Source organism: Rhizobium sp. Nf11,1 (genome assembly GCF_050587665.1).
Classification (GTDB): Bacteria; Pseudomonadota; Alphaproteobacteria; order Rhizobiales; family Rhizobiaceae; genus Rhizobium.
Genome location: NZ_JBOBHU010000001.1, coordinates 353,208 through 373,261, shown reverse-complemented (window position 1 = coordinate 373,261; position 20,054 = coordinate 353,208). Strand labels below are relative to the sequence as shown.

Annotated in this window: 19 protein-coding genes; 9 read left to right on the top strand and 10 right to left on the bottom strand. The window is 61.6% G+C overall.

Annotated elements, in window-relative coordinates; genetic code table 11:
- Positions 1-120: 120 nt before the first annotated feature.
- Entirely contained in the window at positions 121-3,048 is a 2,928-nt protein-coding gene (gene ileS, locus ACQ7C1_RS01820) for an isoleucine--tRNA ligase (RefSeq protein WP_430957094.1), read from the bottom strand.
- A 353-nt stretch (positions 3,049-3,401) separates the two neighbouring features.
- Here ileS and ACQ7C1_RS01815 point away from each other — a divergent pair, with 353 nt between their 5' ends.
- Together ACQ7C1_RS01815 and ACQ7C1_RS01810 are read left to right on the top strand one after the other, a co-directional pair.
- Positions 3,402-3,665, top strand: coding sequence for a type II toxin-antitoxin system Phd/YefM family antitoxin (locus ACQ7C1_RS01815; RefSeq protein ID WP_430957093.1), 264 nt, complete (start codon positions 3,402-3,404; stop codon positions 3,663-3,665).
- Positions 3,662-4,120, top strand: coding sequence for a type II toxin-antitoxin system VapC family toxin (locus tag ACQ7C1_RS01810; RefSeq protein ID WP_430957092.1), 459 nt, complete (start codon positions 3,662-3,664; stop codon positions 4,118-4,120). The genes ACQ7C1_RS01815 and ACQ7C1_RS01810 overlap by 4 nt, the downstream gene beginning before the upstream one ends.
- Before the next feature lie 11 nt (positions 4,121-4,131).
- Here ACQ7C1_RS01810 and ACQ7C1_RS01805 read toward each other — a convergent pair whose 3' ends face one another.
- Both ACQ7C1_RS01805 and ACQ7C1_RS01800 read right to left on the bottom strand, forming a co-directional pair.
- Entirely contained in the window at positions 4,132-5,115 is a 984-nt protein-coding gene (locus ACQ7C1_RS01805; RefSeq protein WP_430957245.1) for a bifunctional riboflavin kinase/FAD synthetase, read from the bottom strand.
- 14 nt (positions 5,116-5,129) lie between these two features.
- A complete protein-coding gene (locus ACQ7C1_RS01800; protein ID WP_430957091.1) occupies positions 5,130-5,978 on the bottom strand; it encodes a TIGR01459 family HAD-type hydrolase in 849 nt (282 codons plus the stop codon).
- 342 nt (positions 5,979-6,320) lie between these two features.
- Between ACQ7C1_RS01800 and groES the strand changes: the two genes are divergently transcribed.
- From groES to ACQ7C1_RS01785, 3 genes are all read left to right on the top strand, one after another.
- The gene (gene groES, locus ACQ7C1_RS01795; protein ID WP_004675403.1) at positions 6,321-6,617 is read left to right on the top strand and encodes a co-chaperone GroES; all 297 of its coding nucleotides are present in this window, start codon (positions 6,321-6,323) and stop codon (positions 6,615-6,617) included.
- A 72-nt stretch (positions 6,618-6,689) separates the two neighbouring features.
- Positions 6,690-8,327, top strand: a complete 1,638-nt coding sequence (gene groL / locus ACQ7C1_RS01790) for a chaperonin GroEL (protein ID WP_085777109.1) — start codon at positions 6,690-6,692, stop codon at positions 8,325-8,327.
- Between the two features lie 590 nt (positions 8,328-8,917).
- Complete coding sequence (locus tag ACQ7C1_RS01785; RefSeq protein ID WP_430957090.1) at positions 8,918-9,364, top strand: hypothetical protein; 447 nt, start codon at positions 8,918-8,920, stop codon at positions 9,362-9,364.
- A 316-nt stretch (positions 9,365-9,680) separates the two neighbouring features.
- On the opposite strand, the gene ACQ7C1_RS01780 is transcribed toward ACQ7C1_RS01785, so the two are convergent.
- From ACQ7C1_RS01780 to ACQ7C1_RS01770, 3 genes are all read right to left on the bottom strand, one after another.
- Positions 9,681-10,589, bottom strand: a complete 909-nt coding sequence (locus tag ACQ7C1_RS01780) for a sigma-70 family RNA polymerase sigma factor (protein ID WP_430957089.1) — start codon at positions 10,587-10,589, stop codon at positions 9,681-9,683.
- Positions 10,586-11,329, bottom strand: a complete 744-nt coding sequence (locus tag ACQ7C1_RS01775; RefSeq protein WP_430957088.1) for an SDR family NAD(P)-dependent oxidoreductase — start codon at positions 11,327-11,329, stop codon at positions 10,586-10,588. The genes ACQ7C1_RS01780 and ACQ7C1_RS01775 overlap by 4 nt, the downstream gene beginning before the upstream one ends.
- Positions 11,330-11,774: 445 nt before the next feature.
- Positions 11,775-12,485 carry a glutathione binding-like protein gene (locus ACQ7C1_RS01770; RefSeq protein ID WP_430957087.1) on the bottom strand — a complete coding sequence of 237 codons (711 nt, stop codon included), beginning with the start codon at positions 12,483-12,485 and terminating at the stop codon, positions 11,775-11,777.
- 201 nt (positions 12,486-12,686) lie between these two features.
- Here ACQ7C1_RS01770 and ACQ7C1_RS01765 point away from each other — a divergent pair, with 201 nt between their 5' ends.
- Positions 12,687-13,106: a DoxX family protein gene (locus ACQ7C1_RS01765; protein WP_085777104.1), complete on the top strand. Its 420-nt coding sequence runs from the start codon at positions 12,687-12,689 to the stop codon at positions 13,104-13,106.
- Between the two features lie 77 nt (positions 13,107-13,183).
- On the opposite strand, the gene hisG is transcribed toward ACQ7C1_RS01765, so the two are convergent.
- The 3 genes from hisG to hisS form a co-directional block, all read right to left on the bottom strand.
- On the bottom strand, positions 13,184-13,879 hold the full coding sequence (hisG, locus tag ACQ7C1_RS01760; RefSeq protein ID WP_430957086.1) for an ATP phosphoribosyltransferase: 696 nt from the start codon (positions 13,877-13,879) through the stop codon (positions 13,184-13,186).
- Positions 13,876-14,997, bottom strand: coding sequence for an ATP phosphoribosyltransferase regulatory subunit (locus tag ACQ7C1_RS01755; RefSeq protein ID WP_183702927.1), 1,122 nt, complete (start codon positions 14,995-14,997; stop codon positions 13,876-13,878). Before ACQ7C1_RS01755 ends, hisG begins: the two co-directional genes overlap by 4 nt.
- Positions 14,998-15,228: 231 nt before the next feature.
- A complete protein-coding gene (gene hisS, locus ACQ7C1_RS01750) occupies positions 15,229-16,752 on the bottom strand; it encodes a histidine--tRNA ligase (RefSeq protein WP_430957085.1) in 1,524 nt (507 codons plus the stop codon).
- A 134-nt stretch (positions 16,753-16,886) separates the two neighbouring features.
- On the opposite strand from hisS, the gene ACQ7C1_RS01745 reads away from it, so the two are divergent.
- The 3 genes from ACQ7C1_RS01745 (at position 16,887) to copM (ending at position 18,521) form a co-directional block, all read left to right on the top strand.
- Entirely contained in the window at positions 16,887-17,642 is a 756-nt protein-coding gene (locus tag ACQ7C1_RS01745) for a hypothetical protein (protein WP_430957084.1), read from the top strand.
- A gap of 79 nt (positions 17,643-17,721) precedes the next feature.
- Positions 17,722-18,087, top strand: coding sequence for a hypothetical protein (locus ACQ7C1_RS01740; RefSeq protein ID WP_430957083.1), 366 nt, complete (start codon positions 17,722-17,724; stop codon positions 18,085-18,087).
- A gap of 74 nt (positions 18,088-18,161) precedes the next feature.
- Entirely contained in the window at positions 18,162-18,521 is a 360-nt protein-coding gene (copM, locus tag ACQ7C1_RS01735; protein ID WP_430957082.1) for a CopM family metallochaperone, read from the top strand.
- Between the two features lie 241 nt (positions 18,522-18,762).
- Here copM and ACQ7C1_RS01730 read toward each other — a convergent pair whose 3' ends face one another.
- On the bottom strand, positions 18,763-19,812 hold the full coding sequence (locus ACQ7C1_RS01730; RefSeq protein WP_430957081.1) for an aldo/keto reductase: 1,050 nt from the start codon (positions 19,810-19,812) through the stop codon (positions 18,763-18,765).
- Positions 19,813-20,054: the final 242 nt, after the last annotated feature.

The window sequence follows — 20,054 nt, the reverse complement described above, 5'->3', positions numbered from 1 at the left end:
CAGCCACCGGTGCAATCGTCGCCCTACCGGACAACCGTCCCCCTGACGCAAAAATCCGGCCATTTTCAGGCAGCTTTTACCGGATGAACGCCGCAATGGCAATTCACCCGGCAAATATCTTCAGGCGCGGATGCCGAGTTCGCGCAAGGCGGCGGCGTCGCGCGCCGAGACGTCGGGATAGTCCGGATCAGAACCGACATCGGTGGTGATGCGCCAGGAACGGGCGCATTTGACGCCTTCGGCAGGCTTCGGCACTACGGCGACGTCAGGCACCTCGGCCAAGCGGAAAGCGTCGGCCGGGCCGGCATCTGACTTGATCGTGATGCCAGAGGTGATGCAGACTTCGCTGAAATCCTGGCCCTCGAGCGCCTTGCGAAGCGCGGCATCGGCGACATAGACAACGGGCGCCGCCTCGAGCGAGGAACCGATGCGCTTATCCTTGCGCTCGATTTCGAGCGCGCCGGTCACGACGCTGCGGATCGCGCGGATCTTCCTCCACTTTTCGGCCAGCGCATCGTTGCGCCATTCCTTGGCGACCGGAGCGAACTGCTCCAGATGGACCGAGATAGCCGAGGGATTGCGTGAGAGCCATGCCTCTTCCGTCGTAAACGGCAGCATCGGCGCAAGCCAGGTCACCACGCAGTCGAAGATCATGCGGATGACATAGAGCGCCGAGCGACGGCGGAGGCTGGATGGCGCATCGCAATAGAGCGCATCCTTGCGGACGTCGAAGTAGAAGGCCGAGAGCTCGACATTGGCAAAGTCGATCAATGCGCGGGCGATCTTCTTGAAGTCGAAGGCATCGTAATTCTCGCGCACGAGCTGATCGAGCTCGGAGAGACGGTGCAGCATCAGCTGCTCCAGCTCCGGCAGATCGGCAAGCGCGATGACCTCCCCCTTGTCGTGGGCAAGCGTGCCGAGCATCCAGCGGATGGTATTGCGCAGCTTGCGATAGGCATCGACATTGGTCTGGATGATCGTCTTGCCGACGCGGAGATCATCAGCGTAGTCCGAGGTCATGACCCAGAGACGCAGGATGTCGGCGCCGGCATCCTTCATCACCTCCTGCGGCGAGGTGACGTTGCCCTTCGACTTCGACATCTTCTCGCCCTTCTCGTCCATGGTGAAACCATGGGTGAGGACGGCGTTATAAGGCGCGCGGCCGCGGGTGGCAGCCGATTCCAAGAGCGAAGAATGGAACCAGCCGCGATGCTGGTCGGACCCTTCGAGATAAAGGTCGGCCGGCCATTTCAGGTCCGGGCGGTCTTCCAGCGTGAAGGTGTGCGTGGAGCCCGAGTCGAACCAGACGTCGAGGATATCCATGACCTGGGTCCACTTGGCCGGGTCATGCTCGTTGCCGAGGAAGCGCTCCTTGGCGCCTTCCGCAAACCAGGCGTCTGCGCCCTCGACATCGAAAGCGTTCAGGATGCGCTGGTTGACGGCCTCGTCCTTCAGGACCTCGCCCTGCTCATTCACGAAGACGCAGATCGGCACGCCCCAGGCTCTTTGACGGGAAAGGACCCAGTCCGGGCGCTGCTCGATCATCGCGCGCAGACGGTTCTGGCCGGCGGCCGGCACGAAGCGGGTGTCGTCGATTGCGCCGAGGGCCCGATTGCGCAGCGTCGTCCCGTCCGGCAGCGTCTTGTCCATATAGACGAACCACTGCGGCGTATTGCGGAAAATGACAGGCTTCTTCGAACGCCAGGAATGCGGATACTGGTGCTTCAAGCGGCCGCGGGCAAAAAGCGCATTGCGTTCGATCAGCGCCTTGATGACACGATCATTGGCATCGCCCTTCTTGCCGTTGTCGTCGATGACGCGTGCGCCTTCCAGACCGGGAGCATCCGCCGTGTAGAAGCCGCCGTCGTCGACCGGGAACGGGATCTTGGTCTCGATGCCGCGCGCCTCGATCTCCCGGGCATGCGCCATCCAGGCGTCGAAGTCTTCGCGGCCGTGGCTCGGCGCGGTGTGCACGAAACCGGTACCGGCATCGTCGGTGACGTGGTCGCCGTTGAGCAGCGGCACAGCAAATTCGTAGCCGCCTCCGAGACCTTTGAGCGGATGCGCGCAGGTGACGCCGGCGAGATCGTCAGCCGTGACATCGGCAAGGCGCTTGTATTGCAGCTTCGCCTTGGCAAAGGATTCCTCAGCCAGCTTGTCGGCAAAGATCAGTTTTTCACTCGGGCGCGGGCCAAAATCGTTCTCGGCAGCCGTCACCTCATAAAGGCCGTAGGCAACACGTGAGGAATAGGCGATCGCCCGGTTGCCGGGGATTGTCCAAGGCGTCGTCGTCCAGATGACGACTGAAGCGTCTAGAAGATGAAACTTGGCTTCGGCACCATCACGCAAGACGAACTTTACCGGGAATTTCACCCAGATCGTGTCGCTCTCGTAGTCCTGATATTCGACTTCGGCTTCCGCCAGCGCAGTGCGCTCGACGACCGACCACATGATCGGCTTGGAGCCGCGATAGAGCTGGCCGCTCTGGGCGATCTTCAACAGTTCTCCGGCGATGCGGCTCTCCGCATGGAAGTTCATCGTCAGGTATGGGTTTTCGAAATCCCCGATGATGCCGAGGCGCTGGAACTCGCCACCCTGGATCGCGATCCACTTTTCGGCATAGGCGCGGCACTCCCGGCGGAATTCGATCATCGCCGACGGCTCGGTCAGGTCAGGCTTGGCCTTGCCCTTGGCTCGATAATTTTCCTCCTCGATCTTCCATTCGATCGGCAGGCCGTGGCAATCCCAGCCGGGCACGTAGTTGGCGTCATAGCCGCGCATCTGGAACGAGCGGTTGATGACGTCCTTGAGGATCTTGTTCAGCGCATGGCCGATATGGATGTTGCCATTGGCATAGGGCGGGCCGTCGTGAAGGACGAACTTCTCGCGGCCGGCGGCAGAGGCGCGCAATTTCTTGTAAAGATCCATCTCCTGCCAGCGCTTTACGAGCTCCGGCTCCTTCTGCGGCAGGCCGGCGCGCATCGGGAAATCGGTTTCAGGCAGATAGAGGGTCTTCGAGTAATCGATCTTTTCGGCTGTTTCGGTCATGTGTGACAATCGTTTCTGGCGGCCCAGGGAGGGGCGCAACGGACGTGAAAATAGGTGGCGGCGGAAGCGCCTGCTCGCAAGCGCCAAAAACCCGGACCTCCCGGCCGCTTAGCGCGCGCGGAAGGCCGGGCCGATAATTCGTATCGTCATTGCCAGCCGAGGTTTCGTCATAGCGCCGGTTCATAGGCGTTTTTGCCGGGAAAAGGAAGAGAGGAAATTGCGGCCCGCAATCGGCACCGGTGACTGGAATTGCCAGCGCCGCATCCTTCCGGGAAAGCATCGGACTGGAAAATCCTCTTCGCTCGAGATATAAATCTGACTATCTGACCAGATTCGATCGAGAGATGAATGGCATGAAAAAAATCACGAAGCAAAGCTGGAAGCTCGAGGACGCGAAAGCGCGCTTCAGCGAGGTGGTTCGCCGCGCCCGCAGCGAAGGACCACAGCGCGTGACGGTTCGCGGCCGGGACAGCGTCGTCGTCATCAGCGTCGAAGAGCTCGACCATCTGACCAAAGCTGAGCCGAAGAAGCCTTTCGTCGCTTTCATGGAAAGCCTTGACCTCAAGGAGCTCGACCTTGAGCGAGAGGCCGATTACGGGCGGGATGCCGAGCTGTGATCGGCTGGCTGCTCGATACGAACGTCATTGCCGCTCTGATCAACCCGAACGGTGCCCCCTCCGTCAAATCCTGGGCTGCGGCTCAAGACGAGGAGAGGATGTTCATCAGCATCCTCACGCTGGCGGAATACGACAAGGGCATCGAAAATCTGCCTGAGGACGATCAGAACCGCTATCGCTATGCTGCCTCCCGCGATGCACTGGAAGAGAGGTTTTCGCAACGCGTTCTTTCGCTGAGCGACACAGCCGTCAGGCATTGGGGCGCCATTTCCGGGCGCGTGAAACTGAGGACCGGACATGCACCGTCGGTTGTCGACACGATGCTGGCCGCCACGGCAATCGAGCACAATCTCTATCTGGTCACGCGAAACGTCCGAGATACGCGCTTCTCCGGCGCAGCGGTCTTCGATCCGTGGACCAGCGATCCAGATCAATTTCCGCTCAGCCGGAGATAACTCGAAGCCACTCAGGCGAAGCAAAGCTTCCGATCGAGCTCGCCGAGCGGCGTAACGCCCGCCAGCAGCGCCCTCGCCTCCTCTTCGTCGCGTTTGATCTGGGCGACGAGCGGATCGAGCCCGTCGAATTTCAGCTCGGGTCTAAGATAGCCGAAGAAGGAGACGGCGCAGAGCTGGCCGTAGAGATCGCCGTGAAAATCGAACAGATAGGTTTCGAGCAGCGGCGCGCCGTTTTCCGTCACCGTCGGGCGGCGGCCGTAGCTCGCGACGGCATCGTGGAGCGTTCCGTCCCGGCGGCGGAAGCGGACGGCGTAGATGCCGGCGGCGAGTTCGGCCTCGGGCGGCAGGCGCATATTGGCGGTGGGAAAACCGAGCTGCCGGCCGAGCTTTTCGCCGTCGATCACCTCGGCTTCGACCGTATAGCGGTAGCCGAGCATGCCGGCGGCTTCGCTGACATTGCCGTCCTTCAGGAGCGCCCGGATATGGCTCGATGAGACGACATCGGCGTTCTCGTCGCGGAAGGCGTCGATCAGGGTGACGCCGAAACCATAGGTCTGGCCGGCATTCATCAGGAAGGCAGGCCCGCCTTCGCGGCCGCGGCCGAAATGGAAATCGAAGCCGGTGACGACTTCGGTGGCGCCTAGCCAATCCTTCAGGATCGAATGGATGAAATCGTCGGCCGAGCGCTGCGAAAATTCGTAGTCGAAAGGATATTCGATGACTGCGTTGAAACCGAGCGTTTCCAGAATCCGGGCCTTCAGCGGCGCGGGTGTCAGCCGGAAGACCGGTGTCAGCGGCCGGAACACCGTGCGCGGATGCGGCTCGAAGGTCAGCACCAGGGCAGGAATGCCGCGCGCCTTCGCTATTTCGAGCGCGCGGTTCAGCACCGATTGATGGCCGCGATGCACGCCGTCGAAATTGCCGATGGCAATGACCCCGCCCTTCAGATGGGCAGGCAAGGCTTCGCGGGTTTCATTGCGGTGGAAGACGGTCATCGGCTGGCTTCTCTTCATGCAAGGCGCGGCATCCACCACTTCGGCGCGGCCTTCTCCCGCTCGAGATAGGCGTTGAGGATCGCCTCGTCGGTCTCGCCGTTCAAGGTGTATTCCTTGGCATGGATCCCGCCGCTGATGTAGAGAAGATCCAGGCCGAAATTCAAGGCGCCGCGCACATCCGTCGGCATACCGTCGCCGATCGCCAGCACACGGTCGGCGGAAAAATCGCCGCGAAGCTCGCGGGCGGCCGAAAGTGTCGCCTCGTAAATCGGCCGGTGCGGCTTGCCGGCAATGCGGGTTTTACCGCCGAGCTGCTCGTAATAGGCAGCCATGGCGCCGGCACAGGGGATGATGCGATGGCCGCGTTCGACGACGAGGTCGGGATTGGCGCAGATCATCGGCACGTCGCGCGCCTGGAAATCGAGGAGCATGTCGGTGTAGTCCTCGGGCTTTTCGGTCTCGTCGTCGAAAAAGCCAGTGCAGACGAGCGATTGCGCTTCACCGGCCGGCCGGCGCTCGACGCCGATGCCTTCAAGAAGCGCCTTGTCGCGCTCGGGGCCGAGCAGAAAGACCGTCTTCGGCCCCTCGGAAATCAGCCCGCGGGTGACGTCCCCCGAGGTGACGATCCGGTCATAGGCGCCGTCGGGAACGCCGATATGGCGCAGCTGCTCGACCACTTGCCAGGAAAGGCGCGGCGAATTAGTGATGAGGACGACGGCAAGGCCGCTCTCACGCGCGGATTGAAGGGCGGCGGCGGCCTTCGGAAACGGATCGACGCCGTTATGAACGACGCCCCAGACGTCGCAGAGCACCACGTCATAGCGATCTGTGATCTCCGAGAAGTTTCCTATCCGCCTGGCCATTCCAATTTCCCGATTTGCTTCAGTCACCGGTGACATTGCAAAGGCGCAAGGCGATGGCAAGGCATTTTCTTCACCTTGGCAGACAAGATCCTCGGCAATCCCGGCGAGAGGGTACGGCAAGGTCTGGCAACGTTGCCATGCCAGACAAGATTTCGGCGGGAACCTCCGATAATTCGCCGCCTCTTCACAATTCCGGCACAAAAATTCGTGATTGCTCTCATTGACTCCTCTCGGAGCCATCCCTAAATGCTCGAGCGCTAGTACTCACCAGAGAGGAGTGCTAACACTTATCCATGCGGGCCGCTCCGGTCCGCGAATGTCATTCGATCGAGGGATTAGACAATGGCAAGCACCAATTTCCGTCCGCTTCACGACCGCGTCGTCGTTCGTCGCGTCGAGTCCGAAGAAAAGACCAAGGGCGGCATCATCATTCCCGACACCGCCAAGGAGAAGCCGCAGGAAGGCGAAATCGTCGCCGTCGGCTCCGGCGCTCGTGACGAGTCCGGCAAGGTCGTCGCTCTCGACGTCAAGGCTGGCGACCGCGTTCTGTTCGGCAAGTGGTCCGGCACTGAAGTCAAGATCAACGGCGAAGACCTTCTGATCATGAAGGAAGCCGACATCATGGGCATCATCGGCTGATCGGCCGATCCGCTTTCCCGAAATGGCTGACGGGCTTTTTGCCCGAACAAATCGAATTCAGGAGACACAAACATGGCAGCTAAAGAAATCAAGTTTGGCCGCACCGCGCGCGAAAAGATGCTGCGCGGCGTCGACATTCTCGCCGATGCAGTGAAGGTCACGCTCGGCCCGAAGGGCCGTAACGTCATCATCGACAAGTCCTTCGGCGCTCCGCGCATCACCAAGGACGGCGTTTCCGTCGCCAAGGAAATCGAACTTGAAGACAAGTTCGAAAACATGGGCGCCCAGATGGTCCGCGAAGTCGCTTCGAAGACCAACGACATCGCCGGTGACGGCACCACGACTGCAACCGTTCTTGCCCAGGCGATCGTTCGCGAAGGCGCCAAGGCCGTTGCCGCCGGCATGAACCCGATGGACCTGAAGCGCGGCATCGATCTCGCCGTTGCCGAAGTCGTCAAGGATCTCCAGGCCAAGGCCAAGAAGATCAACACTTCGGAAGAAGTCGCCCAGGTCGGCACGATCTCCGCAAACGGCGAACGCCAGGTCGGTCTCGACATTGCCGAAGCCATGCAGAAGGTCGGCAACGAAGGCGTCATCACGGTTGAAGAAGCCAAGACCGCCGAAACCGAACTCGAAGTCGTCGAAGGCATGCAGTTCGACCGCGGCTACCTCAGCCCCTACTTCGTCACCAACCCGGAAAAGATGGTCGCCGACCTCGAAGACGTCTTCATTCTCCTCCACGAGAAGAAGCTCTCGAACCTGCAGTCGATGCTCCCGGTTCTCGAAGCCGTCGTCCAGACCGGCAAGCCGCTCCTCATCATCGCTGAAGACGTCGAAGGCGAAGCCCTTGCTACGCTCGTCGTCAACAAGCTGCGTGGCGGCCTGAAGATCGCTGCCGTCAAGGCACCCGGCTTCGGCGACCGCCGCAAGGCCATGCTCGAAGACATCGCCATCCTGACCGGCGGCACCGTCATCTCCGAAGACCTCGGCATCAAGCTCGAGAGCGTCACGCTCGACATGCTCGGCCGCGCCAAGAAGGTTTCGATCTCCAAGGAAAACACCACGATCGTCGACGGTTCGGGCGCTAAGTCCGACATCGAAGGCCGTGTTGCCCAGATCAAGGCCCAGATCGAAGAAACCACCTCCGACTACGACCGCGAGAAGCTGCAGGAACGTCTTGCCAAGCTCGCCGGCGGTGTTGCCGTCATCCGCGTCGGCGGCTCGACGGAAGTCGAAGTGAAGGAAAAGAAGGACCGCATCGACGACGCCCTCAACGCGACGCGCGCTGCCGTTCAGGAAGGTATCGTACCGGGCGGCGGCGTTGCCCTGCTGCGTTCTTCCGTCAAGATCTCCGCCAAGGGTATCAACGACGACCAGGAAGCCGGCATCAACATCGTTCGCCGCGCTCTGCAGGCTCCGGCCCGCCAGATCGCTGAAAACGCTGGTGACGAAGCTTCGATCGTTGTCGGCAAAATCCTCGACAAGGATCAGGACAACTACGGCTACAACGCCCAGACCGGCGAATATGGCGACATGATCGGCATGGGCATCATCGACCCTGTCAAGGTCGTTCGTACCGCCCTGCAGGATGCCGCTTCCGTCGCATCGCTGCTGATCACCACCGAAGCCATGATCGCCGAGCTGCCGAAGAAGGACGCTCCGGCTATGCCGGGCGGCATGGGCGGCATGGGTGGAATGGACATGATGTGATAGGCGAAAGCCGTCACTGACATCCATTCCGGCACATCCGGAACAGGAAGGGCGGCCCCGGGTCGCCCTTTTCTTTTGTCCGCTGCGATTCGTTCCGTTGCGCACTATTTTATCCCGTGCAGCGCGTCAGCCGACCTCGAAGCTTTCGTCAGGCTTGCGTCGCTGCTCTTTTTCCAATGCCGGAAAGTGCGCGGGAGATTGCTTCCCGGGGAAGGTTTCTCACGCAATAGATGCTAAACCGTCCGAAAAACGCCGAAACTGGTCACTTCTGGCTGAAGAGCGTGGTGATGCCGACATCTCTCACAAACAATGCCGATCCGAACAGGCTCAAAAAGCCGTTGCCGTTTGTGCAAAAGCTCCTATAAATCCGCGGCTGCAATCGAAGCGCGCCCGGCGATCATTTTCGCTGTCAGACGAGCGCGGGAAGGCGATGCCATAGATGCGTGTTCGAAGGGCTCAGGTCCGGAGACTCGAATGGCTGCAGCGATCGCCGATGTAGGCGCGGGCATCATGCCCGCCGTCCCATGATCCTGTTTCTTTGTGTTTGCCGAGCGTGCGGCGGAGGAGCCGCATCCGAACTGGGGAACGCCTTGTTTAAGATCGCCAAAGCCAATGCAGCCGTGCCCTTGATGACCGGCTCGCTGAACGACAACCATCAAAATCACCAGATGCTGGCGCAGTTGTCGGTTTCCGAAAGCTGGACCGGAGATTTTTCGAGCGGCCTGATCCGTCTCGGCAAATGGAGCGCGATGCTGCACGGCCTTTCCGCCGAGGAATGCGGGCTGCTGAACCTAATCCGCTGCTACGATAGCAAGGATCGAGCCCGCGTGCTGGAACTGTTCGAGCAGGTGGCGACGCACTGCTCCTCCTTCTGCTTTTCAACGACAATCATCATGCCGAACGGCTTGCGCCAGCCACTGTTCTGCATGGGCGAGTCGAACGGGCTCGAGGAGAAATACAGCGGCAGCATAACCGGCGTCTTCATCTTCCCTCGCTTCAAGCTCGAAGGCGCAAGGCAGATCACCAGCCGGCAATAAGACCGGCGACGCTAGATAGAGGCCGCTCATGGCCCGGCCATAACGTAAATGTGGAATCGCTAAATTTTGCGGTTCCACATTTTCAGCCCACGACCGACGGGCCCATTGCAGCTATCCGTACTATCGCATCAAGCGGTCCGGCGGCCAATTTGGATTGGGTAGCTTCATCACCCGCCCGCAAGCGGCCGCCGGCCGCAAAATCAAAGAGGAATCGCAGCGTACCCTTTGGCATAGCGGGAATAGTCATGTTTTACGAAACGTCCGCAAGTGGCCGCGCATAGCGGGCCGCGAGGAAGCACGTCTCGACCAGTATCGGTCACCGCGATGCGGCCGGCATGACATCAGCACCATCCATGACATAGGTCGCATAGCGATGGTCGCGGATAAGGCTTATCTCTTGCCCCCGCCATTCGAGCAGCATGAAATAGGAAGGCCCGCTCGCCGGTTCGGCCGAAACCAGGAATATTTCCCTGCCTTCCAGCCAGGCAGGTTCGACCCTGACGCGCGGATATTCGGCATAATAAGTGAAAAATCGACCCACATCGGCGGCACCCGAGATTTCAGGCCGTCGCGCCTGGCGAAGCCGAACGTCATCAGCCAGCAAGCGACGCAGCGTGTCCCAATCTTGGGCATTGAAGAGCGCTGCAAAGTTCAGGGCCTCGGGACTTGGCAACGGCGCAACGTCAGACCGCACGTCGGAGATCGCACGCAATCTCGCCCTACCGCGCGACAGATGGGCCTTGACGGCGTCGACACTCAGTTCGAGCAGCGCTGCGATATCCGCAAGCGACTCTCCCAACACATCCTTGAGGATTACCGCGCTGCGTTGCGGCACCGGCAATTCTGCAAAATGACCCAGGGCGACTCGCACCGTGTCCCGCCGGATCAGCGCGTCCTCCGCGCCGACTGCGCTGATATCGGGCAGATCAAAGGCCATCTCAAGCGGCTCCGACCGGCGCGTACTGCGCTGGCGCAGGGAATCTATGGCTCGATTGTGGACGATGCGAAACAGCCACGGTCGCAGCGACGTGCCTGGTGGGATCGAGCCAGCCGTCGCAAATACCTTGGCAAACGCGTCCTGAATCACGTCCTCGCCGTCGATCACCGAACCCACGAGACGAGCAGCGTAACGATGCAGTTGGGGGCGAAGCGCGTCCGCTTCCCTGGCCAGGTCTGCAAGCAGAGTTTTCCTCTCTTCAGTCCCGAGAGCTGGGTCTTTCGTCATTCGATGACCGTCACACCCGTATCCCCACGCACGGCATAGACCATGGCCTCAGCGAGGCCGGAATCGCCGATCAGTTCGGCGACCGTATCACCGAAAGCCCGCGGCGTCATGTCCGGCCAGGTGGCGGCCTGTTCGGCAAATGTCCGACTCGCCTTCGCAGCATAGGCCCGGATTCCGGTATCGCCCACACCAGTTCCAACGAACATCTGCCGGGGAACGATGACCCGGAACCGCAAGCCGAGGCCGAGTTCCGCCGACAAGTCGTCGGCATATTTTGCAATGAACCACTGCGCGCGCTTGGCGCCGGCATAACCTCCCGATAGCGGCGACCCCTGCACGGCGGCTCCGCTGGAGACCAGCACGACGAGCCCGCCCGGCGCCATTGGCAAGGTCAGGGCAGCCTGTACCCAATGCAGCGCAGCCTTGACGTCTACATTCCAGTTGGTCGTGAATGCCTCCCAGCCAATCCGGTCGATCCGCTCCATGGACGGTTTCGCACCGGCATTCATGATGACGACATCAGGTCGCGTCTGCTCCATGATCCGCCACGCCGCGTCGGCATCAGTTGCATCGGCCGACATGGCGGTGACGGCCAGTTGCTCAGCTGGTCCCTGCACAGCCGTCGCGTTTCGGGCGACCACGGTGACTTCGGCCGCGCGAGCAACGAATGCCTCGGCAAGCCCACTTCCCAAGCCGCGGCTCCCGCCGACGACCACAATTCGCTTTCCTTCCAGATCCATTTCTCAGTCCTCGTTCATTCGACCGCTCGACGACGGTCGCAACAACGACGGTTCAAGAAGGTGAAAAGAGTCATCGCCATCTGCGATTTGTGGAAGCCAGCGTCAAAAAAGTCTGGCTCGACCGAATGCCGCCGTGATTGCGGTCGCCAGGCGAAGCGGATCGCGCCCTTGATACGAGGTTGCTTGTTCCGGTTGACCTATCGCGCCGATCCTCCACATCTGAGGCGATCCCGAATTTCGGCCGATGCGGGTTCTTGCAAAGGTTGACGTTCACTCCCCGGAAGGGACAGGCAATCGAAGCCGCCTTGAATGTTTGAGGAAATCTCCGGCATGAGTAATGCCCCGACCACCAGCGTTATTGGGGTTTTGCTTAAGATGGTCCTCACGATTCCACGTTAGTGGCCGGCGGCAGGGCGGCCTTTTGCATTTTCCGGCGGATCGTCCGTTACTCCGGTTTGATAGGAATGTTGAGGCCTCTGGTGCTTGCCGGGCGCGCGATGCAGCGCTCCAGCCAATCGGAAACGGCGGGGAATTTCGCATATTCGAGAATCTCACGGCCGCCATAGAAGATATCGGCGCCGCGAATCCAGGTGAAAGTGGTGATGTCGGCAATCGTATATTGATCACCCATGATCCATTGGCGGCCTTTCAGCCGGCCTTCGAGCACGCCGAGCAGCCGCTTGGATTCATCGCGGTAGCGCTCCACCGGATAGGAATTATTGGCGACCTTGTCGGCGGCGAATTTGTAGAAATGCCCGAACTGACCGAGCATTGGGCCGATCCCGGCCATCTGGAAAAACACCCACTGGATGCATTCATAGCGGCCGGCGGCATCGGCGGGGATGAGCTTTCCGGTCTTTTCGGCGAGGTAGAGCAGGATGGCGCCGGATTCGAACAGCCCGATCGGCTTTCCCCCAGGCCCGTTCGGATCGATGATCGCCGGAATGCGGCCGTTCGGATTGAGCGATTCGAATTCCGGCGACTTCTGCTCGTTGGCGGCAAAGGAAATATAGTGCGGCTCGTAGGGGAGCCCGAGCTCTTCGAGGGCGGCCGATACCTTCACCCCGTTCGGCGTCTGCAGTGAATAGAGCTGGATGATATCGGGATTTTTCGCCGGCCAGCGCGTGGTGATCGGAAATGCGGAAAGATCTGCCATAAGAGACTCCATATCATCGGCCGACCATAGAAGACGATGCTCCGGAAAGGCAAGCGAGGGTATTGTTCCATATTGTTGAACGAAGCGTCCCCTTCTGTTTATCTTTCCATGACGGAAGAAATCGGCGACATAGGGGTATCAGAGATCCACAGCGTGCCGGGGCACCAAGATCTCCCGAGCCTTCAAACGGAGACAATATCCATGTCGAACGCCATCATCCTGATTGCCCGCATTCTTCTGTCATTCATGTTCATCCTTTCCGGCTTCATGAAGCTGACCGATCCCGCCGGTACTGCGGGCATGATCGCCGGTGCCGGCTTGCCGGCGGCAACCCTGTTGGCCTATGTCGCAGGCCTTTTCGAACTGCTGGCCGGCCTTGCGGTTCTCGCAGGCTTCCAGGTCCGTATTGCCGGCTGGCTGCTCGCTGGCTTCTGTGTCTTTACGGGCGTTGCCTTCCATCTGCCCTACGCTAGCGGCACGGAACTCGTGAACATTCTCAACCAGATCATGGTTATGAAGAACATCACGCTGGCCGGCGCGTACATCCTGCTCGCCACCGTCGGTGCCGGTGCCTATTCGATCGACGCACGCCGTGGTCTGCAGGCCGTCGCTGCCCGTTAATTCCATCTCCTCCCAAGCATGCAAAACCCGCCGTCATTGAACTGACGGCGGGTTTTCTTGCGCGTTGATAGTAGAGATTAGAGGGCGGCGCGCACCGCGTCGACGATCGCCTGCACGACCGGCGAGTCCACGTGGCTCTCCTTGCGGGCGCGCACGAGGCAAGCCTCTGAATGCAGGATGACACCGTCTTGGAGCACCTTCAGATGATTGGCCCGCAGCGTCGAGCCGGTAGAGGTGATATCGACGATGATATCGGCCGAACCGGAGGCGGGAGCGCCCTCGGTCGCACCGAGGCTTTCGACGATGCGATAAAGCTGGATGCCGTGCTGGCTCGAAAAGAACTGCTGGGTCAGGCGCCAGTATTTGGTGGCGATGGCAAGCCGTCGGCCGTGGCGGGCGCGGAAATCGGCGGCGACATCGCCGAGATCGGCCATGGTGTCGACATCGAGCCAGATCTCGGGCACCGCGACGACGACATCGGCGTGGCCGAAGCCGAGCCGGGCGCAGAATTCGACACGCTTGTCGACCTCGGAAAAGCCCTCGCGCATGAGGTCCTCGCCGGTGACGCCGAAGTCGATGGTGCCGTTGCCGAGTTCACGGGAGATTTCGGAGGCCGAGAGAAAGGCGATTTCCACATCGTCCCAGCCTTCGACGCGGCCGCGATAGGAGCGGTCGTTGCCAACCGCCGAGATCGGCATGCCGGCCCGCTCGAATATCGCCGAAGCGTCGTCCTTCATCCGGCCCTTCGAGGGAAGCGCGATCGTGATGGTCATGCGGCTGCCCTTTCGGTTTCGATGCGGTCGAGCCAGAAGGAGAAGCCGACGGCCGGAATGCGGTCCGTCGCGCCGAGGAAGGTTAAGAGCCGGTCGAAGCGGCCGCCGCCGGCTAGAACCGCGCTCGAACCTTCCACCGTCACCTCGAAGACGAGACCGGTGTAATAATCGAGCGGACGCCCGAAAGCGGCGCGATAGTCCAGGCAGGACAGATCGACGCCGGCATCGGCAAGGGCGGCAACGCGGCCGTTGAAGCGCGACAGCGCATTGCCGAGCTTCAGGCCGGCAGCGTCGGCAAAGCCGGCAAGTGCTGCGGACGCATTGACGAGCGGTACGTGCAGCGACAGGAACTCTTCCAGCACATGGAAGGCGGCATCGTCGAGACGCGTCTCGGACAGGATGAGCTTTTCCTTGAGGCGGCGGGCGATCTCCAGCGGCGAGCGGCTGGCATTCGTCGAGTAACCCGTCGCCTGCATCTCGTGCTCGATATGGGCGACCAGCGCCTGATCGTCGCCTGAGGCAACAATCCTGGCGATATCATCGTCGAGGCCGGTGACGAATTGCGGGCTGACGAGGCCGGCCAGCAGCGCCTCCAGTTGCCTCATGTTGCCGAAAGCGTGGATCAGTCGCTTCTGCCAGCCGAGCGGCAGGCCGAGCGCCTGGACGACCGCCTCGAACACCGCCTGATCGCCCAACGTCACGGCTAAGCGCCGGCCCGGCAGCAGCCGGGCGAGAATGCCGGTGGCGTCGCCGATGGCGCGCGCATCGGCGCCCGGTATGTCGATGTCGCCGAGATCCTCGATGCCGGCCTGATAGAATTCATTGGCGCCGTCGCGGCGCTGGCGGAAGACCTCGCCGAGATAGGCGTAACGCTTGGGCGTGCCGGTCGCCGTCTCGATGTGGCGCAGACAGACGGGGATGGTGAATTCGGGCCGCAGGCAGAGGCTGGCGCCGGTTTCGCTCTCGGTCATAAAGATGCGCCGGCGCAGATCCTCGCCGGCAATATCGAGGAACGGCTCGGCCGGCTGAATGACCGGCGTATCGATGCGCTCGGCGCTCCGGGCGGCAAATTCGGCAAGCAGCTCGCTGGAGAATTCGGGGAGGTTGATCAGGGGCATGCCGAGCTCCAAATAATAGGTGAAGGGCGTGTCTGAAGGCACCCCCCTCTGCCCTGCCGGGCATCTCCCCCACAAGGGGGGAGATCGGCAAGACGCACCGGTTTCCCAAGATATCGACCGCCCGGACATTGGCTTCGGCTTTCTAAGGCCGTTGATTGAAGCGAGAGGCCGCTGCTATCCGATCTCCCCCCTTGTGGGGGAGATGCCCGGCAGGGCAGAGGGGGGTATGCCTCAGACATCACCATCAGCCCTCTTCCGATCCTCAGCCTGGGCGGCAAGGATTTCCTTCACCTTGGCGACGAGATCGGCTTCCGCCACGGTCTCCTGCGCCACGCGGGCTTCGCGCCAGCTGGCATTGTCCTCGATCTCGCCGGAAAGCCGCTTGCCCTCGATCAGATCCTTGATCTGGACGACACCGCCGGCGCGCTCGTCGCCGCCCTGGATGATCGCCACAGGGCAGCCGCGGCGATCGGCATATTTCAACTGGTTGCCGAATTTCTTCCAGTTGCCCTGGAACATCTCGGCGCGGATGCCGGCGGCGCGCAGCTGCTGGGTCATCCGCTGGTAGCGGCCCATCGCCTCGACGTCGCCGTCCATCACGGTCACCAGCACCGGCTCGATCACCGCGCTCGCTCCGAGCTTGCCGAGGTTCTTCAGCGCCGTCATCAGGCGCGAGACGCCGATCGAAAAGCCGGTCGCCGGCACCGGCTGGCCCATGAAGCGTGAGACCAGGCCGTCATAACGGCCGCCGCCGCCGACCGAGCCGAAGACGACCTTCTCGCCCTTTTCATTGGTGACGTCGAAGAGAAGCTCGGCCTCATAGACCGGGCCGGTATAATATTCGAGGCCGCGTACGACCGAAGGATCGATCTTGATGCGGTCGGATCCGTAGCCGGCGCTCGTGACGAGCGCACCGATGAAATTCAACTCCTCGACGCCTTCGCCGCCCTTCGAGGTTCCCGCGACGAGTTCGGCCAGGCGGCCGGCGCTTTCGGCGTAATCCCTGATGCCGACGAAGAACAGAACCTTGTCGATCTGCTCCTGGTCGAGCCCGGCGCCCTTGGTGAAGTCGCCGGATTCATCCTTGCGGCCGGGGCCGAGCAGCAGCGAGACACCTTGCGGCCCGAACTTGTCGAGCTTATCGATGGCGCGCAGAACGTTGAGCCGCTGGCCGGCCTTGTCGTCGCCGCCGAGGCCGATCGCCTCCAAAACGCCGTCCAGAACCTTGCGGTTGTTGACGCGGATGACGTAGTCGCCGCGCTTGATGCCGAGGGCCTCGAGCGTATCGGCCATCATCATGCACATTTCGGCATCGGCCTGGACGCCGGGCGCGCCGACCGTATCGGCATCGAACTGCATGAATTGGCGGAAGCGGCCGGGGCCCGGCTTCTCGTTGCGGAAGACGTAACCGGCGCGATAGGTGCGGTAGGGAAGCTGGATCTCGTTGAAGTTCTCGGCGACATGACGGGCGAGCGGCGCCGTCAGATCGTAGCGCAGCGACATCCATTGCTCGTCGTCGTCCTGCAGCGAGAAGACGCCCTCGTTCGGCCGGTCGCTGTCGGGCAGGAACTTGCCGAGCGCATCGGTATATTCGAACAGCGGCGTTTCGACAGGATCGAAACCATAATGCTCATAGACTTCCCGGATCTTTGCCGTCATCTCGTTGACGGCGCGGATATCGGCGGCCGTCCGGTCGACGAAGCCGCGCGGCAGGCGGGCCTTGAGCTTTTGCGGTTTCTTCTGCTTGTCGTTCATTTCCGGCAATTCCGCTGACTGTGACAGTGGCGGTGTCCTAGCGGATTGGGCGGGGAGCGGCAAGGGCGAAGGGCCTTGATGCCGCGGCCAGAATCGATTGAACAAGAGGCATTGTCTAGGATGCGGATAGGCTCATGATCATCGAGGCGCTTCTCTATGCCGCAACATTGCCGCTGACCGGCAAGGCCCACCGAAAATTCATCGGCTATTCCGTCAATCTCTGGTCGCGGGCCGGGCGTTGCGCCAGGGATTGGGCCGACCACGAGGAGAAGAGCCGCGACGCTATCCGCGCGGCGGCGGCCGGGCTCCGTCAGAAACGGACCGCCGTCGTGCTCGGCTCCGGCCTGCTGCGGGATGTGCCGATCAACGAGCTGGTACGCGATTTCGACACCGTTGTGCTCATCGATCTCGTTCATCTCGCCTCAGTGCGGCTGTGGCTTGCGGCCAAGGGCTATCGCAACGTCCGGCTGATCGAGCGCGATCTCTCCGGCTATGACGAACTCGCGGCCGGGCAAGAAGCCGAACCGCTCGGCTTCCTGCGTAGCGTGCCCTATCTCGATTTCGTGGTTTCCGCCAATCTCTTGTCGCAGATCGGCCGCGGCGTGAAACGGCGCCATGAGGCAGAGGCGGAGCGGATGCCTGACGATACGGTGGAAAGGCTGATCGCGGCGCATCTTGACGGGCTTTCGGGCATCTCCTGCCGCAGCTGCCTGGTGACCGACATCGCCTATGCGGTCATCGACCGCAACGGCAAAACGCATGAGGAGGCCGACCTGCTGCACGGCGTTCCGCCGCCGCCGGCAAAAGCCGCCTGGACATGGCCGGTCGCGCCGCTCGGCGAGGAGAGCAAAGACTATAAGATCGAGCACAAGGTCATTGCCGCCTGGTGAGAGGCATGACGGTGCCGTCACCGAATGTTCACCGTCAGCCGGATTGGCTTACGCCCGGCATTCACCTATATGAAATAGCATGCGCACTTTCCGCCTCATGACGATGTTGCTCGGCTGGCTGGTCTACAGCGCCATGTCCGCATGGGCCGGCTGTCCGACCTGTGCATCGATGAATGCGCCCGCCGCCGTCGAAACCGGCATGCATCATCAGATGGCAGGCATGGATATGCCCGAGACGGCGGACAAGACTGCTCCCTCGAAAGATCCCTGTGGCAGCGGCAATGCCGCGCATATGCCGCTTTGCGCCGCCTGTCTGCTGCTGCCGCCGGCGGTCGCAGTCACGGATGGCCAAAAGTCGGTCTTCGGCTATCCCGCCCCGGCGCTTGCCCGCGCCCTCGATGACAACAGGCCCGTTCCGCAGCCTCCCCCTCCCCGGCTGTCCTGACACCATACAGTCCATGCCAAACGGGTGGCTCCGCCGCCCGGCACACCTTTTTTCAGACAGAGGAAGGACCTCTCATGTCTCTGAAAATCATCGCCCTCACCGCAATGCTCGCCGCCATTGCCGCTCCCGGCCTTGCCGAAGACAAGCCCATGGATATGAGCAAGCCGATGGGCAAGCACGACGCCGCGAGCCTCGCCTTCAGCGAGGCGAACGCCAAGATGCACAAGCATATGATGATCGAATATACAGGCGATGCCGATGTCGATTTCGTCCGCGGCATGATCCCTCACCATCAAGGTGCGATCGATATGGCCAAGATCGAGCTTCAATACGGCAAGGATCCGGAGATCCGCAAACTTGCCGAAGCCGTGATCAAGGCGCAGGAAGCGGAGATCGCCGAGATGAACGCCTGGCTCAAGGCTCACGGCAAGTAACCGCTCGTTTTTGAAAGGGGAACGCCGGAGATGTCAGGCGTCCCCCGCCTCTTTCGTCATGCTCGACCGCCCCTCATCCGGCTGCCGCCACCTTCTCCCCGCAAACGGGGCGAAGGGACCAAGCCGCGACCTCTCCGTTCCCACTTCGCTCTCGCAAGGCACGTCCCCTCTCCCCGTTTTTACGGGGAGAGGGTTAGGGTGAGGGGCAGAACCGGACAGCGGCGACGCAACGCCGGTGATATCAATCCTTCGGTTCGAAGTCGGCCGGCCGGCGGCCGGCGCCCTGGCGTGACAGCATCCAGCCCGGATATTCGGGGGCAAGGGCGCTGACCTCGTCGAGCTTCTTCAAATCGTCTTCATCGAGCTTCAGCTTGACGGCGGCCAGATTCCGGTCGAGCTGGTCGACGCGCTTAGCGCCGATGATGACCGAGGTGACGAAAGGCTTTGCGAGGATGTAGGCGAGCGCAACGGTCGCGACGCTGACGCCATGCTTTTCGGCAATCTCGCGCATGACGGCGACGCAGGCCCAGGCCCTGTCCTTGTCGACCGGCGGGAAGTCGAAATTGGCGCGGCGGCCCTCGCCGTTGCCGGGGGCGCCCGGACCATACTTGCCGGAGAGCAGGCCGCCGGCGAGCGGCGACCAGACCATCAGGCCGAGCTTTTCCTCCTGCATCATCGGCACGATATCCCGTTCGAGATCACGGCCGGCGATGGAATAATAGGCCTGCACCGTTTCGAACCGGGCAAAGCCGCGGCGTTCGGAGAGACCGAGCGCCTTGGAAATGCGCCAGGCCTGCCAGTTGGAGACGCCGATATAGCGCACAAGACCACGCGAAACGAGATCGTCGAAAGCGCGCAACGTCTCCTCGATCGGCGTCACCGTATCTGTCGCGTGGATCTGATAGAGGTCGATATGATCGGTCTGCAACCGCTTGAGGCTCGCCTCGACCGAATCCATGATATGGCCGCGCGAGGCGCCGCGGTCGTTCGGCTTGTCGCCCATGACGCCATAGACCTTGGTGGCGATGACGACGTCCTTGCGGGGGATGTCGAGGTTCTTCAGCGCTTGGCCGAGCAGCCTTTCGGACTCGCCTGATGAATAGACGTCGGCAGTGTCGATGAAATTGACGCCTGCTACAAGCGAGCGCTCGACGATCCGGTCGGCGGCATTCTGGTCGACATCGGCGATAGCGCCCCACATGCTGCCTTCTTTGGCTTCGCCGAAGGTCATCGTGCCCAGGCAGATTTCCGAGACGAAAAGTCCCGTATTTCCAAGTTGATTGTAACGCATGGTCGAAAAAATCCTTTGTGTCTGCCGCAAGAGGGACTTGCGAACGGAAGAACTTCATCTTTTGATTATTGGCCTGCGCGCGACAGGCACAGCCGTGGCTGGCTGCTGGGTGAGGCCCATTCGATGTAGTGCGACGGCGGCGCTTTTCAACGCCAGGCCTTGTCGCATCGAAGGCTGACGCCCTTGTCTCGACTTAGCCCTTGTCTCGACACAGGCGGCCGATAGATTGCCGGCCATAGTTC